General features: G+C 39.6%; 10 protein-coding genes. All 10 read right to left on the bottom strand.

The features are described from left to right. Window positions 1-253 precede the first annotated feature (253 nt). Window positions 254-1,429 (bottom strand): glycoside hydrolase family 5 protein, encoded by a 1,176-nt coding sequence (locus tag ACESQI_RS18755; RefSeq protein ID WP_320935161.1) that lies wholly within the window; start codon window positions 1,427-1,429, stop codon window positions 254-256. A gap of 31 nt (window positions 1,430-1,460) precedes the next feature. Continuing rightward, complete coding sequence (locus ACESQI_RS18760; protein WP_373126759.1) at window positions 1,461-4,268, bottom strand: glycosyl hydrolase 115 family protein; 2,808 nt, start codon at window positions 4,266-4,268, stop codon at window positions 1,461-1,463. A gap of 30 nt (window positions 4,269-4,298) precedes the next feature. Continuing rightward, window positions 4,299-4,988: a polysaccharide lyase family 7 protein gene (locus tag ACESQI_RS18765; RefSeq protein ID WP_002561802.1), complete on the bottom strand. Its 690-nt coding sequence runs from the start codon at window positions 4,986-4,988 to the stop codon at window positions 4,299-4,301. A gap of 69 nt (window positions 4,989-5,057) precedes the next feature. Then, a complete protein-coding gene (locus tag ACESQI_RS18770) occupies window positions 5,058-6,170 on the bottom strand; it encodes a glycoside hydrolase family 105 protein (protein WP_025867989.1) in 1,113 nt (370 codons plus the stop codon). Window positions 6,171-6,192: 22 nt separating this feature from the next. Next, window positions 6,193-8,487, bottom strand: coding sequence for a glycoside hydrolase family 3 N-terminal domain-containing protein (locus tag ACESQI_RS18775; RefSeq protein WP_373126761.1), 2,295 nt, complete (start codon window positions 8,485-8,487; stop codon window positions 6,193-6,195). Window positions 8,488-8,579: 92 nt separating this feature from the next. Continuing rightward, window positions 8,580-9,908 carry a trehalase family glycosidase gene (locus ACESQI_RS18780; RefSeq protein ID WP_223382048.1) on the bottom strand — a complete coding sequence of 443 codons (1,329 nt, stop codon included), beginning with the start codon at window positions 9,906-9,908 and terminating at the stop codon, window positions 8,580-8,582. Next, window positions 9,905-12,112, bottom strand: coding sequence for a glycoside hydrolase family 3 C-terminal domain-containing protein (locus ACESQI_RS18785; protein WP_256143177.1), 2,208 nt, complete (start codon window positions 12,110-12,112; stop codon window positions 9,905-9,907). The genes ACESQI_RS18780 and ACESQI_RS18785 overlap by 4 nt, the downstream gene beginning before the upstream one ends. 5 nt (window positions 12,113-12,117) lie before the next feature. After that, the gene (locus ACESQI_RS18790; RefSeq protein WP_195571177.1) at window positions 12,118-12,939 is read right to left on the bottom strand and encodes a LamG-like jellyroll fold domain-containing protein; all 822 of its coding nucleotides are present in this window, start codon (window positions 12,937-12,939) and stop codon (window positions 12,118-12,120) included. 8 nt (window positions 12,940-12,947) lie between these two features. Continuing rightward, window positions 12,948-14,960: a glycoside hydrolase family 97 protein gene (locus ACESQI_RS18795; protein WP_373126763.1), complete on the bottom strand. Its 2,013-nt coding sequence runs from the start codon at window positions 14,958-14,960 to the stop codon at window positions 12,948-12,950. Window positions 14,961-14,980: 20 nt separating this feature from the next. Further along, complete coding sequence (locus ACESQI_RS18800) at window positions 14,981-18,079, bottom strand: FAD-dependent oxidoreductase (protein ID WP_256143173.1); 3,099 nt, start codon at window positions 18,077-18,079, stop codon at window positions 14,981-14,983. Window positions 18,080-18,091: the final 12 nt, after the last annotated feature.

The raw sequence follows: 18,091 nt of genomic DNA on the forward strand, positions 1-18,091 counted from the left end.
AACAATTAATATTCAATTAAATAACAATAAGAAAAGTACATATGCAATAGTAATTTATTTAATGCGTCGGCCCTGAAAGTATACTTCTTTACCCTCACAACATCCGGATGTTTTGTACAACAACATCCGGGTGTTATTATATAAAACATCCGGGTGTTGTGAGGCCAATACCTAGAGACGAATATCGGCAGAGTATTATTCAATTGTAGTGAGAAAGTATATAAATCTGCTATCTTCGTTTACTCTTCCTTATTTATTGGGTTAATACATCTATCACACGCTGGTCTTTAGCCGTACCATTATCATTCATTATACCAAATCCAGCTTTATATCCCCATACGGAAAATGCAACATTATGTTCTTTACAGATGGCTGCCACATCACTCATCCAGTTCAGTCTTACCATAGGATCTGTATTCTCTATACAGCCCACTTCGCCAATATGTATCTGTAATCCAGTTTCTTTCGATTTATCTAATGCAATTTGTATCTTTTCCGTCAAAATAGCCTTATCATAATATCCATTATAATAATTTACGACCCGAAGATTTTCAGAGTCCCGGATGGTATCCACATCCTGATGGGATACCAATTGTCCCGGATAATGTAATTTGATAGTCAATCGTTTTAATGCCGGCCACCATCCTGCCTGATAGTGCGTTAATAAATGAGGAGTATAAAAATGTACTGAAAGTATAATATTCGGATCATTCTGGGGAATTTCAAGTGTACTCAATGCCCCTATCGAACTATGACTACTTGCATCAAGCACAATCATCCGATCCGGTTCCAATACGCGCAATTCATTTATCAGCCGGGAAGACAGTTTATTCCATTGTCCGGGAGTATCCGGAACCGGTTCATTCAGAAGTTCATATGCCAAAAGGCTGTTGGGGTATTGATTAAATTCTGCAGACAGTTTTTTCCACATATCGGATAGTTTATCCTGCTCAGCTTTACTACTCCACAAAGTCATATTTTCCGTATCATTAAAATAATGAGAACGAAGAATATGAAAGTCGAGAATAACACGCATATTCAAATCTTTACACCACTCAACAGCTTTATGAATCAACCCACGTTCTTTTTCTTTCCATTCCCCCTTTTCCGTAAAGATCTCAACCTCGTCTACCGGTAAACGGATATGGTCGAATCCCCAGCCTGCCAACTTCTGCGCATCTTTTTTAGTAAAGAAAGCATCTACCCCCACTTTCCGCGTAGAAGTTTGTGACAACCAGCCACTAATATTTACTCCTTTAAGTATTTTAAAAGAATCGTGTTCCCAATCAACTTCGGGCAATACAGAGCACTCCGGATCTGCTTCGTCCAAAGTATTATCATCATTCCCACAAGAAATAATCCCCAACAAAAGCACACATGCCATCAAAATACAACCAATCAGATGAGTACGGTAAGTTCTTCTTTTCATCGTTCATTATTTTAAATTTGTATTTAGCACTCTATCTGACAGGAAACTGATAAAATTTTCGTTCCACATCAAAATCTAACATTAACTGGTCAATAACTACATCATTATCCAATGCCTTGATACGAATGATGTGTCTTCCGGGAGTATCAAGCTGAAAGAAAGTTTCTTTCAAGGTTTGCCCTCTCAGAACATTTGATTTCCACTCTCCGGTCCCTATTACAGCATCATAGACTACAATCCGGGAAGGTAGTTCATCCACAGAAACCGAATATCGCAGATGACCTCCATTCACAGCATGTCCGGGTAATAAAGCAGTACGCAATACTGCGTTACCAGAAGATGCAGTATACACTTCGTAAGTCAATGTTTTACCTTTTGGAAGCAGTACGGCCGACTGGCTGTGTCCAAGTCCTTTTATTATTTGAGCATCCGGTTCTCCGTTGTAATCCGACGCATTCCATGCAATCATTCCCCGTGTCTCAACTTTTACTCCGTCAGGTAACCGAGCAAACGATATATTAAAATCATAAGTTTGCCCGTCCACCTGTAAACGGAATTTCTGTTTTGTGTTTTTCAATAGTTGCACTTTCTCCTCTTTCACCTTCAATGCCAGAGTCTTTTCATATAGTAAATCCCGCTCTTTCTCTATAATATCCAGCCATACCGGTTGTTCAATGACTTTCCAGTCAATCTTCCGGTTTCCCCGGCTGAATAAGGAAAAAAGTAACTCTGTATCCCGTCCCAAACTCCATAGAGGAAGTTCTGTTACCCTATCCGGCACCAAAGGTCCTATGTGCCCATCCATCCAGATTTCTGCCGGAAGCAAATGATTCCTCTTTACTTCATCCGGTAAGAGCGGCGCTTCAAAAACAGGTAGTTTACGAGGAGCCATGTCCATCATTCCATCCCATTTCCCATTCTGAATATCTTTATTATATGTCCTTGTCAAAGCTGCTATTTCATTGTATGCTTCACGGCTTTTACGGGCATATTCATTGGCCGCCGGATAGTAATATGTTGCAAATAAACGGGCTTTTTGAGCATACAAATGTTTACGATTCATTGCCGATGCAGCAAGAACCGGATATTGTACCAGTTCAAAGTAAGCATCTTTACGGGATAAAGGCACCTGTCCGGCACATGCAAGTACGGATTGCACCATAGTTTCATAACAGTCCACTCTACTTTGAAGCTCGTCTCCAAACATAAAAGGATTAAATTCGCTATCCTGCACTTCGGTCATTCCCCCTTTACGTTTAGCTTTTTGATACTCCTGTACTTTACTCCAGCCCATAAATTCCGGTTTACGAATACCTGCCAAATGAAAATACTCTTCAAAGACTTTTGTCAATGGCCCGGCCAGTGACTTTCCGAACTCACGATTCAACCATTGAGTCATATGTTCCGAAATTGTATTTGGACAAATACTATTAATATTCCATGCCATATCAAGAAAAAATTCGATACCATATTCGGCTGGTTTTATATCACCGGCATTTAATATCCACAACTTACGTACTCCATAATCCCAGGCTTGTCGCATTTCTTTATATATTAATGCCGGTTGCGTACTATATAGCCACAAATAATCATGGGGTTTTCCAAAATAAGAAATGTGATAATAGATGCCGGCTCCTCCCTTTCTTTTTTGTTCTTCTTTATCATTCAGCCGGGTTATATAACCATAATTATCATCACACCACACAATCGTTACATCTTCCGGTACTTTAAGACCGTTATTATATATATCAAGCACCTCTTTATAGGGCATGAAAGCCTGAGGAATCCGGGTAATATCGGTTTCCAAAGATTGAGTAAGCAAAGTTCTCTGGTCAGCTATCACCTGGGACAATACCTGTGTCTGTTCGTCCAAGCTCCCGGTACCCTGCATTTTACCATCATGAACTCCACGCATCCCGATAGTATATATATTTTCCGAATGCTTCAACTCATTCAGACGTTCCATCCAAAAGGTTTGTACTTCTTCCTTGTTAGTCACATAATTATATGCTTCTCTCCGGGTTTTATCCCATTCACCATTTGTGTTTCGCATCAATGGCTCACAATGGGAAGTCCCCATTACGATGCCATATTTATCAGCCATCTCTCTGGCACCGTCGATAAAGTAAAAAGGAGTGGAACAACCATGCATTGCCGGCCATAAAGTGTTTGCCCGCAAACGAAGCAATAATTCAAAAACTTTTTCATACGTTTTTGTCCCAAGTGTAGTATGAGGTTGAGGATCAAAATTTTTCGTACTCCAGGGAACTAATCCCCAATCTTCGTCATTAATAAAGAAACCTCGAAACTGAACCGAAGGAGACTGTACATTTTCATATCCGGCAGGAAGTACACACGATTTACGCTTCTCAATAGATACATCAGCCCACCAATACCAGGGAGAAACACCCATAATACGTGATAGCTCTAAAACTCCATAGGCTGTCCCACGAGCATCACTTCCTAATACAAGTAAATATTGTACGTCTTTTCGTTCCACTACTTTTATTTTAAAAGCTTCCCATTTACCTGCAATATCATCTGTGGGAATATTCCAGTCGGACAAATAGCAGTCAAAAGAAGATTCTTGCCCCAAAGTCCCAATCAGAAGCCGGGCATTCCTCAACAAATCAGTCTTTACCGGTAGTTGTCCGGACACGGCTTCCATATCATCAATAAATAAATTTACAGCAGTATGAACTACATCGGCCTCATTCTGTGAATGATATACCGTCAGCGGAGTAGATGTACTCACTAACTCAAATCCCCACATATTATTCGGTACGATTACACATCCCAGCACAAGCAACAAAAATCTCACAACAATCATTTTCATCATCTTCTTATTTATGCAGTTTAATTACCTCTATTATGGTTTGAAATAATATTTGATATTCTTTATTTTTACCTCGCTTACTTCACTTACCGTTGAATAAACCCCACATTTAAAATAATAAGAAGGAGCATCTTCCTTCACTCTAAAAGAACGGATTAATTTACCATCCACATAAACATAAATCTGACGTTCTGTAAACATATGCACTACATTCAGATGTACCCACTTATTGTAGACAGGAGAAACAATATCATGAGAATCATGCCACTTCAATGTTCCTCCATTCTCTTCATAAGCTTTAATATTAATAGCAACAGGATAACCAAATATTTGCATCACTGCGGTACGATGTGTTCCTTCCACTACATAATAATCGGCTTCAAATTGATGATTGCCTTCTGTATAATCATTTCGCATACGGAGTTCACAACGGGGAGAAGTATGATCACCTTGCTTAAAAGGTTCATCCCCCTTGATTATTTTAAATGTATGTTCGTCATTCTCTTTATCATACGTGTATCTCTCTTCCAGATTTAAATTCCAGGGCTTTTGAATATAATAATCATACGTATGTTCCACCCACCCCGTACCATGCTTAGGTCCATAAAGTTCCGGTATAGGAACATCATTCTTGATCGGTTCATCTTCATCTCCTCCGCAAGCAGACAGTCCTGTAGTAAAACAAAAAAGCATCAACAAACACTCTACCTTTAATAATTTCATAATCAACGAATTAAATTGTAATTAGAAAGATATTACTTAGAATAGCAGATAAAAAAGTAAAATAAATTCTTATCTGTTTACTTCAGTCAAAGAGTATGCACACCATAGCATAGGTGCCTGACCATGAAAATCACCAACAATACGAGGACGATCGTAATAATACTGTTCATCATTCTTCTTACCTGTACCTTTACATACTTCAGTTACATCCCCGTCGGCATTGATGTAAGGAACCAGCCCGGTCCAACCTTTACGAGCCACACTCCCATACACGTTTACATCCAACCAACCATTTCTTACACCTTGGATCATAGCATATACGAACATGGCTGAACCCGATGTTTCAACCCAGATATCCGGCTTATCAATCAGCTGATACCATGTACCCTGGGGATTCTGATAATTCTTTAGCGTTTCCATCATCTTCAGGTATCCTTTCAGAATCCGGGGCCTATCAGGATGTTTTTCAGGTAAATAAGACAACATCTCAGCCAGGCCTACAGCAAACCAACCATTACCACGTGCCCAATAAAACGGAACATCCGGAGCATGATAAAACAGACCATTAGGCTGCTGAATGCTATCTAAATAGGCTACCATCTCTTTGGCAGCACGATCCATGTATTTAGAATCACCCGTCACCTGATAAGCTTTTGACTGTAAAATGGTAATCATATACATATCATCAATCCACATACGTGTCTGCCAGGAAAGCCCCCTCGCGGCATAAGCTCTTTGTTCAGGAGTAGCATCTTCCGGAAGTTCCCATTGTGCATCGGCGTAAGATATACCTAAATCGTAGTATTTCACATTTTTCGTCAAATTATACAATTCAAGAGGGAGACTACCAAACATATTAAAATCAACATGATTCTTCTTTGGAAATAAATGTTTTTCTGTCGTATAAAGTGGTTGAAAACGTGCTTCCAAACGATCTTGTAATTCCTTATTATTCGTCACATCAGCAAATCTCAAAGCTCCATACCAGGTACAGACTTCCGGATAGGATATTAATCTCGGACTCATATGCCCACTCGCCAAAAAACGTTCGGCAAGTTTTAAACCAATCCGTTCCGGATTACATTCTTCGGGAAACTTTGTAAGACACTCCTGAGCATGACATACCGGAAGGAATATCCCCCAAATGATCCATACCCATATAGATTTTGCATATTTCTTCATATAATAATTGTTTAAGTTATTATCATTTGACCATTAATGAAACAGTTTTTAAGTCTTGCTCCCGCGAAGAGGCTCCCACCATTATTTTAAAACTACCAGGTTCAACCTCATATTTCTTTCTCGACGTAAAAAAAGCTAACTTATCAGGAGTGATTAAGAAACTCACCCGTTTCTTTTCTCCCGGGTTTAAAGTTATTCGCTGAAACCCTTTCAACTCCTTCACCGGACGAGTAACCGTTCCATACTCATCCTGTATATACAGTTGAGCAATCTCCGTACCCTGACAAAGACCTGTATTGGCTAATTCAAAAGATACGGTAACTGCTTCATTGGTATGTATGGTATCTTTTGACAAAACCGGATTTCCATATTCAAATGTTGTGTAACTAAGCCCATATCCGAAATGATATAATGGGCCGGTAGTAGTCAATGCGAATTTACGGGAATATTGAGATGCTTTATGGTTGTATACAGTCTGAATCTGCCCGACGCTGCGGGGAAAAGTGATGGGTAACTTTCCGCTTGGATTAACCTTTCCGAACAATATTTCGGCTATAGCCTGTCCACCCATTCCTCCGGGTTCCCAAGCCTCGACAATGGCCGGTATATGTTGCTGTGCCCATGTAACACTCAATGGTCGCCCATTAAGAAGAACCAAAATAACAGGTTTACCCGAAGCATATACAGCTTCCAATAATTCCTGTTGATGAGTAGGTAATTCCAGATTATCACGGTCACAATTTTCTCCACAAGTACGATCACTGTTATACCGTTCAGAATTCTCTCCTACCACGACAATATTAATATCCGCTTCAACAGCTTTCTGTGCAGCAGTCTTAATCAATGAACGATCCATTTTCCTTATTTTATTGGAAAAACAAACCGTATCAATTACAGCATCCGGTACCTGTTGTTGTATTCCTGCCAACACAGTTATCACATTTTCTTCCGGCTGTCGCGTAGTCCAATCTCCCATTATCGTCGGACTATTGGCATTGGGTCCTGTAACAAGAATCTTTTTATACCGCTCTTGTTTCAACGGAAGTAAACAATCATCATTCTTCAACAAAACAATTGATTGTCTTGCTGCTTCTAATGCAGTAGCCTGATGATCCTCTGTATAGATAAGAGAACGGGAAGCCGGAATATCAACCAACGGATTCTCAAACAATCCCAACCGGAATTTAGCCTCTAAGATTTTATAAACTGTTAAATCTATTCTTGTTTCCGGAATATATTTATTCCTGACTGCCTCTATAATCGCTTCCAAGAAGCCATCTCCCTGCATGTGCATATCAACTCCTGCTTTCACGGCCATACGAAACGCTTCTTCTTGGGAAGGAGCATAATGATGCATCTCATGCAAACGTTCGATATCCATCCAGTCACTTATCACAAATCCTTGAAAGCCTAATTCATTTCGCAGAATTTCTTGTAACAGATAATGATTGGCATGACAAGGAACGCCATTCAATTCATTGTGAGCCGGCATAACCGTAGCCACATAAGCTTTATTGATAGCCTCGGCAAAAGGGGACAAATACAAATCGCGTAATTTCTGTTCAGACATATCCATAGGTGCAGCATTGATTCCACCGGCAGGTTCTCCTCCACCTACAAAATGCTTGGCACAAGCCAATACTCCGGAACCATCAAAACCATTCTCTCCCTGTAATCCGAGAATCAGTGCCGTCCCCATCTGTGTCACCAGATAAGTATCCTCTCCAAAGGTCTCTCCTACACGCCCCCAACGGGCATCACGAGCCAATTCAATATTAGGGTTAAAAGTCCAGTGTACTCCTGAAGAGCGCATTTCAACAGCAGTTTGCCGACCTATTTCTTTCAGCAAAACCGGGTTAAAAGAAGAAGCCATTCCAATGGAAGTAGGGTAAACCGTACAACCTCTATGCATACAATTTCCATGAATGGCATCGATAGCTATCAATAAAGGAATTCTCAGACGGCTCTTTCGGGCTATCATCTGCAGGATATTCGCTTCTTCAACACTATATACATGTAAACATGCCCCTACTTTACCCAAAGATATATTTCGGGCTATCCCATTGGATTCCAACAAACTCCGAATAAGAGTATCCGGATCGGTGCTTTCAAATGCAATCGGTTTGTCTTTGCGTCCGTATTGTAATCCTACGTACTGGCACAATTGAGCAACCTTCTCTTCCAACGTCATTTGCCGCATCAGAATACGTACTCGTTTATCTATCGGAAGTGACGGGTCCAGATACCTTTCATCAATCGTCCCCTGACAAAAAGAAGAAAATAGTAACCCAACCAAAAATAATAAAGCGTGTTTCATTTTGGATAAATCTTTAAAGTGTTTTTCCCTTTATATATGTATTACAAACAATAAAGGCTTTTGTAATCAATCCGGGCAAATCATCCCGATCATCATTTGTCTGAAGCTAAATATTGGGAAACCCAGACAAATGTTCCGGCTGTCCAACCAAGCATTGCAGGCAGCTTATACTCGTTTGTAACATTCACATTACCTTCATTCACATTATATTTCTCCCATAGATTACCCGTTGCCTTATAAATATTCACAACAGCCATTTGATATTTTCGGGCAATACGGAATGCTTCTTCCTTATAACCATATCGATCGAGCCCATTTACTGCCAGATAATTCAGTGGTGCCCACCCATTAGGATACGACCATTGATAAACAATCCCATACTCTTTATTCTCACATGCAGATATACCATACCTGAACTCCAATAGACATAATATCGCAGGAATCAGCCGACGCGCCTCTTCATCGGACAAAACTCCATTAAATAAAAGGCTGAATACAGCTGCCGAAAGAACATCGGAACGCTTCTCATTGAAAAAATCATAATCATAATAGAGTCCGCTATTCTCATCCCTACAATATTTCCGTATCAATGCCTTACGTTGCTCCGCTTTCTGGTGCCATTGCCGTGCTTCTTCTCCAAAACCTAATTCTTTTGCAAAAAATTCAAAGTTCTTTTCATATCCATAAAGGTTGGCATTCAAGTCTATCGGACAAAAATGTTCACAACGTGTCTGAAAGCGGGGACTGAAATCCCATCCGGATTCACACTCAGCAATATAGTGAGAGGCCACTTCCATACGTTCTCCATCACTCATTCGTTCTATTTTATCACGAAAGCCATCACCCAAACGCCTTTGTAAAACAGAAAGGATTCTCTTTTTATCAGAAGTGGTTGCTTCGTTTGAATATCGGTTCAATCCAATAGGAGTGAGACGTCGTGTCATCCAAAAGAAATATTCTTTTTTCAAACCTGGAAGTACTTTTTTCAACCATTCTTTATCATGAGTCTTCAGATAAATATGTTCTATCATCTTGCTCAGATATGGGGGTTGAGAACGGTTTTCAAAAAAAGTCCGGTTTCCGTTCAACATCTTCCCATAGCGCTCAACCATATAAAGCATATTCTCTACATTCGACTGAGCCAAATCACCATAACCATCTGCTATCAATCCTTCCCCCGTAAAAAAAGTATCCCAATAGTACATTTCCTGAAAAGAGTCATTCATGCTCGGAACGGTATAACGATATGGTAATCCAATCAGGGTTCCCGTATCTTCAGGGCTGAAACGGACCGTTTTATTCCATGAAGCCGCAATGAAATCATGCACTTTTTTTATATCTGCCATAGAAGCACATTGCTGCGCATCGGCTTTATTTCCTAACCCAAGCAACAGCCCGATAAAACATACAAGAAATTTCATTGCCTTACTTTTATCTTTATTATACTCTTTATATCCCTTGAAGAAGCACCACAATATAAAGTATAGTAATCTGGTTCTACAACCCAGGCCTTTCTAACATCATCGAAATAGGCAAATTCTTTCACTGGTATTGCAAGAGATACTTCCTTACTTTCTCCGGGAAGAAGCCTTATTTTATCAAACGCTTTCAATTCCTTCACCGGACGTAAAACAGAAGGCTTATTCTGTCCTACATATAACTGAACAACTTCTGATCCTTCCGATTTACCCGTATTAGTCAAAGTAAAACAGATTCGGACTGTATCACCTGAAAAATATTCCTTCTTATCGGTTGTTACTTTTCCATATTCAAAAGTGGTATAAGACAAGCCATAACCGAATGGGAATAATGCCGGAATTCTTTTCGTATCATGCCAGCGATACCCAACCAAGATATCTTCCTGATAAACCACATTCAGTGTATCACCGGGATAAGATTTTTGTCCATAATAATGAGCGCCGTTATCTGCCAACTTTTCAGGTATACTGAAAGGTAGCTTACCTGTTGGAATTACGTTTCCTGCTATTATATCAGCAATGGCATGACCGGCTTCCGAGCCAAGATACCACGATTGAATCAATGCCGGAACTTTATTAACCCAAGGCATGGCTACCGCATTGCCACTGATTATTATTACACCGACATTCTTATTGACATTCAAAAGTGCTGTTAGCAACTCATCTTGTCTATAAGGTAGATTATAATCCAAACGATCTACCTCTTCACAGTCCTGATACAGATTTTTATTCAATCCACCAAAGTACAATACAATATCCGCATCTTTTGCTACATTGACTGCTGCCTGAATTAACGAATCAGCCTTCTGTTGAGGTAACAGATGCGGATGGAACTTACTGGGTCCGGAAGTATACCCGACAGAATAAATAATTTTATCATCTCCATAAAGTGCCTTCAATCCTTCTAAAGGAGATATTTCTTTTTTTACTTTTAATTCGGAAGAACCGCCTCCTAAAGTCAAAGAACGCACTGCATTATCCCCAATCACTGCTATCTTCTGATACTTCCCGACCGGTATCGGAAAGAAATCAGCTTGATTCTTTAATAAAACCACCCCTTCCTCGGCAATACGACGTGCTACGTTACGATGTTCAGGAGTACTAAAACTACCATAACCACGATTACGATTCATATTGGTACGGAAATTTAATCTTAAAACACGCCGTACTTTATCATTAAGATCTTTCATGGGTAGCTCTCCGTTTCGTAACTTTACCAGATATGGTTTTGCCAGATAATAATTATCATATGCCATTTTCTCTGTATAATTCAATCCATCAGTACGGGTTCCCATCTCAATATCCAATCCATTGGATGCTGCCTCATCCGTATCATGAGTACTTCCCCAGTCGGATACAAACACTCCATCGAATCCCCACTCTCCTTTCAATACCTTATTAACCAGCCAGTCGTTGTGTGTACAATATTGATTCTCATATTTATTATAAGACCCCATTACAGACCATACATGTCCCTTTTCGACTCCTGCTTTAAAAGCGGGAAAATAAATTTCACGCAAAGCTCTTTCACTGACTATAACATTGATACGTTTACGCCAAAGTTCCTGATTATTAGCAGCAAAATGTTTCAGACAAGCTGATACCCCATTCTGTTGCACTCCATGAATATAAGGAACCACCATTTGAGAAGCCAGATATGGATCTTCACCCATATATTCAAAATTTCGTCCATTCAATGGAGTTCGGTAAATATTCACACCTGGTCCCAGTAATACTTCTTTTTTCCGAAACCGTGCTTCTTCTCCTATAGCTTTTCCATATTCTAATGATAATGCAGGGTTAAAGGTTGCCGCCAGACAAGTTAACGCCGGAAATGCCGTACAAGAATCATTTGTCCAACCGGCATGCCCCCAACTGTCCCAACTGATTTCTGCTCTTATTCCGTGAGGACCATCACTCATCCAAAGTTCCGGGATACCCAAACGCGGACAACCAGGTGTACTGAATTTAGACTGCGCATGAATCATAGCCACTTTTTCTTCCAAAGTCATCCGGGACAAAGCATCTTCTACCCGTTGTTCTATACTCTTTGAATCATCCAGATAAACCGGAAGTTTCTCTTGACTCCATACATTAACCCCATAAAAAAAAGAGATAACCAACAATAATTGAATTTTCCGTATCATAATAATTATTTATTTATATTTGAAGATAAATAGCGCATTTCTTCCTTCGTCAAAGCACGGTCATATACAGCCAGTCCACCGATTTGTCCCACAAAAAAATTTCCCATTTCCCCGGAACGGTTGACCGCACCAACCGTAAAATCACTTCCCAGATAACCTCCGTCAAATAATCCCAAATCATACTGATAAGGATTACGCTCTTTTCGTACATCCAGATATCCGTTTACATAAACGCTGACTTTTTTCGTATCATAAGTAAATCCGATACATTCCCATTCGGAATACGGAATCTTACTTTTACCAATCGCAGCGTCCATACAATATTTATATCCTTCGGTAGCACCTCCCGTTCCGGACACATGTCCTCCTGCTTGCTGACTACTGCCCCATATCCGTAAATCCAGAAACAAACAATATTGTCTCTTTTTCCGGGTTTCATCCCACATCCCGGCAACCGCTTCACATTGGCTGTATTGTTTCACATCACGCTTAATCCATGCAACAACAGTCACCTCTCCATCCTTTCCATGAATGTTCAATGCAGGACATTGAGCACGAGGTATATAAAACCATTCTCCCTCTTTTATCCGGGCAGAATATTCACCAAAAACACCCTCTTTTACTCTTTCTATAAAAGGAGTTCCTTCTCGTAAGGCATATTGACAACGTCCGGAAGAGATTCTTTCGGTCCCACTCTCTTCCATAAAACTCCAGAAGCATATCAGATTATCGATACTTTCCGGTTTTACTTGTGTTTGTGCCAATATGGGAAATATGTTAAATCCCCAAAAACCAATTAACATAGAAATAATATTAATTCCTCTCATCCGGCTTTCTAATCTTTAAATATTTTCATTATATATCCGCCACCCGGAGCCATTGTAAACGACAACTTTCGTTCAGAAGGTATATCTACTACTTCCCGTTTATAGTCTCGCGCTACTTTATCGGCATTTAATCCGTCCCGAAATATCTCAGCCTTAAAGTTGCCTTCACCTAAAAAGCTCAAATCCAGTTCTATGCTACGTATATCCCAGTTATTAATCGACGCGACATACCAAACATTCTCTTTTTTACGGGCCAAAGTCAAAAACTTCGTTATTTCTCCATTCAAAGTGAGGGTAGTATCCCATACAACAGGAATTCCGGCAATAAAATCGGTACATTCCGTTTCCTTCATATAAGCAGAAGGTGAATCACAAAGCATACTGAAAGGAGATTCAAAAATAACATACTCAGCTAACTGCCGACATCTTGTTCCCTGACTCATAGGTTCACTGTTCACCGGACGATAATTTTGCTTGCTCGCATTACGCATTGTGCCCTGAGTATAATCCAAAGGACCTGCAACCATACGTATATACGGCATAGTCACATCATAAGTGACCTGATCGACATTAGGAGCCGCCCATTTCATGTGTTCAAGCCCCTGAACAGCTTCAAAAGTCAATACATTCGGACAGGTCCGGTTCAATCCGGTTGGTTTATAAGTCCCATGAAAATCAATGATAAGGTTATATTTTGCGGCAGTCTTTGCTGCACTATAATGAAAATTAACCATAGACTGATCATCCCGATCCATAAAATCAATTTTAAAACCCTTTATTCCAATCGCAGAATAGTGCTTACAGACTTTTTCAATATCCTGCATAAACGGGTAAGAACCCGTCCAAAGGACGATACCGACATTACGCTCTCTTCCATATTCGACCAGCTCTTTCAAATTCAGTTCATCTACCACATCCAGGATATCAGTACCTTTATACCATCCGGCATCTATGACGATATACTCTAAATTGTTATCGGCTGCAAACCGGATATAATACTTATAAGTTTCATTATTGATACCAGCAATAAAATCTACTCCATAAAGACTACAACTATTCCACCACTCCCATGCAGCCTTACCAGGCTTTATCCAAGAAAGATCTCCCAACTGATTAGGTGTTGAAAGACGATATACCATATCACTATTTGCCAACTCAGCATCTTTTACGGAAACAATCAGAGTACGCCATGGAAAATTCGTACGTCCTTCACACTTGGCTATATAGTTTTCACGTGTCAATACAACTTCCTGCATATTCTCAACTCCCCCTTGTTTCACAGTACGGGGATAAGGAGCAAAAACACCTTCCAAAGTATCAGAATCTCCTGAATTATTTAGATACATACCCGGATAGTTCAATAAGTCAGCTTCAGTCAGGCAAACCTTCTTTCCATGCCCCAGTTCTACCAATAAAGGCATAAAAGCAAGACGTTTCGGATTCCAGTCTGATAAATTCATGTAAGAGTACGTATTCACGAATGACTTAAAAAACTGCTCCTCAAAAGTTCCTTTATTCCCTCTGTTATCAGCATGGTATCCATTCTCTCTGACATAAGCCACATACGCCTTGGATTGTTTCGGAAAATTGAAAACAGCCTGTTCATTTTGTACACAAAAAGACACTTTCTTTTCAGAAATGAACCGATAAGCTACCCCATCATCATATACCCGGAATTCCAGAGCATAATCTCCCCTGAATTTAAGAAGCAATCCATTGTAAATATCCGCAACGACCTTCTTTTTATAAATTGGAGCGTCTATGTATTCTTTGACCGTCTTGATCTCGGCTTTCCTGAGAACAGGATTCACCCCAAAACCAGTTCCATCCGTCAATGACATAGCCACCGGTGATTTCTCCAAAACGGTATCCTCACCATGAGAAACTGTATATTCCACCTTATCAGTAATATACACTTTCAGAGAGATCATCTTATCCGGTGATTCTATATGATAGAATTTCTTTGCCGAAAGCTGAAAAGCCACCAAGGTGAAAAAAAACACCCATATAATTCGTTTCATGTTTTTTATTAGTTTGTCTATTATACTTCAATTGATTTCTTTAGGGGTGATACTTTGAGCGACTTTTTATCCTTGACCAACTTACGCCATGCAGCCCTATCATACCCACCGTCTTTTCCGTAAACACTACACAGTTCATTTCTTGAAAAATACCGGAAGTTTGAGTGGATATCTTCCAAATAGCTAATTAGACACTCGGTTCCTTTCATTGAACCGCAACGGATAGCAGCAACAGCTAATAAAAGTTCCAAATTGGCTCCGTATATTCGCCAGCGCGTCTGATTGTATTCGCTTGTTTTATATCCTTTGATATTAGGATCATCCATCAGCTTCTCGAGATTCTCTATAAACTTGACATCCGGATTACGTTCCAGATAGAAACACAGATTCACAATCCGGTTATAATATGGGATTAATTGCAAATCAATACGCCCCTTGGTATAAGCATCATCGGATACAACCATTTCTCCTCCTGACTTAGTTTCTTCCAGTATATAGTTTATCATCTCATTGCCATCCTCTGTGGCAGGCATCATTCCCAACAAAGCTATGTCTTTATTAATTTGCCAATAAAGTAACTTATCATCATATTTTTCAAAATAACTCGAAGCATGTCCTTCTTGCTGTTCCTGTCTATAGAGTGTCTTCAATTCATCAATAATATAGTTACTTCCCGACGTGTCACCAAACCATGCCAATGCCTTTGCCAGAAATACTTCCGGTCTCTTTTCGAAAGCGGCTTGCAAAAGAGGAAGAATCAGTTTTTTTTCCTGCATGCAACATTTAAATAAAACCGTTTCGTCTCCAGTACTCAGTTTATCCACTATATCCTGTAAATCGACTTTTCTGGCAACTGTTGCATCGGCTGGTAAATAAGAGCTTGCTATTAATTCTTTTTGTACAGGAGTTATATCAAGTTCACGCGCATTACATTTCTTTTTTAAAATCTGAGCAGCAAGCATGCCAGTCACATATCCCAATACAGTTATATCAGCAGACATACGCGTAAATTGTAAAGCCTTATATGACTGTCCGATTGATTTTCCGGAAAGCAATAATCCATCTATTTTCCGTGGCACAATCGATCTATAAGGAATATTCACCATGGACATATTATCAAAATGAGGCAACATAAAACCACAACGTGATGACTCTGAACTTGAAAAATAATGAGGGTCATAATCACTCCTTGCCTGTGCAATCGTATCTTCATAACATGTATCGGAAATAATATCTCTGGTACTAAGATTGTACACGGCATTTATTCTACGCGACTCACGGATAGCCAACATAGGATAGAAATCATAAAAATGAGATTCATAATGAGATAAATACAAACCACGTTGAGTCTCCAGTATCTCACAGTTATTAATAATATCATAATCACGGTTATAATCCTTTATTTTAGGTTTAAAAGGAATGTCCCAATGACTATAATTCTGGGTAATTCCCATCCGCGAATCTCCTACACTATAATTTTCTCCTGCAAAATAAGCAACATCTCCATCGCCTGTTGCATCAATAGTCAACTCGGCCAAAATCTTATATAGCCTGCCATTCTGGCAAACCGTTACACTTTTAAGTTTAGTCTTATCAACTTCTGCCGCACATAATATGGCACCATTGATGATTTTGCATTTATGTTCCAAAAGCGATTGCAAATAGTAGTAACTCCGCGGTAAAGTTGTCACTAAATTCGTTTCAGCAGCTACAGTCTTAATTTTTTGCTCTAACTCTTTTATAAACTTATGTTCCTGATATCCTCGATAATAACCATTTACTCCTGCTACTGTTTTGGTTCCCCCAAGTTCATTAAAATATTCAACTACAACTGTCTGAATCTGTTTTTGAGAAGCTGAAAGAGCAGCCATTGCACCTGCCGTTCCGGCTCCTGCCACCAATAATACAGTTTTGTGTTTATCCAACTTCAGAATATCTACCGGAAAGGGAGATAACGGAGTCATAAACCCATTTTCTTTATAACATTCGGGTACTACATTGCACTCGGCTTTCCCTCCAATATAATAAACCTGAGAGACAGAATTCATATCAGGTGATTTTTCGATTTTTTCTACTAAAGATTTCGCCTGTTCCTTTATACCACAAACAGTCTTACAGGTATAAAATTCCGATGAATTTTCCATATAGTAGTAGTTCTTTATCCCTATCTTTCGAGAATCTATTTCCCCTTCAATATTTAAAGAACATTCTAATGCGGCATATCGCGTTCGTGCTTTAGAAAAAGCCGGGTCCGCTTCCCGGATTTGCTTACTTACCATTGCTGAGAGTAGGCGGGCCCGTTGTTCAATATGACTTAAATCATTATCTTCCGTAGCAAACCGATATTCTACGAAATATTGATCTTTGTCCTTTTTACCTGCATGTACACTTACAGTATCATTTAACAGATTAAGCCCTGATAAATGTAGTTTGCCAAGTGAGTTTTTGTGAACAGAATCCATTTCGAGAACAAATCCGGCCTCACGTATCTGGTATTTCTGAGCAAATAATTCCCGGGTAAATAAAACCCCATCAGTAGCATCAACAAAACTCCTGCATGGAATAGAAAAAACTCCATGTTTGGAAGCAACCAACACTCCGGAAGTCTCACTTCTGTCATTCGTTAATATACCACATACATCATTCATTAGCAACACATCCACCTGGTTAACCAGTAAAGAACGAAGCATGCCTTTCTTTATACTACCGGCAAACAAAAGAAGTTCGTTTCCGGAACGACTCTTGCGCGGAGATTCCAAAGTATTGTTCAAACTCTCTTCCTGTTCATCTGTCGGAAAAAAAAGATCAAGCAGACTCTTATCCCACTCTTCAAGCCCTTCTGCTGATAACCAAAGTTTTCTTTTGGCTGCAATATCAAATCCCGGAGAAGTACGTTTATCTACAATTAATACTTTCAACCCTTTTTTTACAGCTTCCAAAGCAATAAAAAAGCCACATAAACCGGCTCCATTTATGATCATATCATATGACGACACAGGATCGGCTTTCCGAAACACTTCCTGAGTTTCAGTAAGTGCATCGGCAAAAGCAAAATTCCTTCCAACCAATACACCACCCAAAGTCAACAAACCAATATTTAAGAATTCCCGTCTTTTCATTCCCCTTATTTT

The organism is Bacteroides sp. HPS0048, from assembly GCF_964240755.1.
Taxonomy (GTDB): domain Bacteria; phylum Bacteroidota; class Bacteroidia; order Bacteroidales; family Bacteroidaceae; genus Bacteroides; species Bacteroides nordii.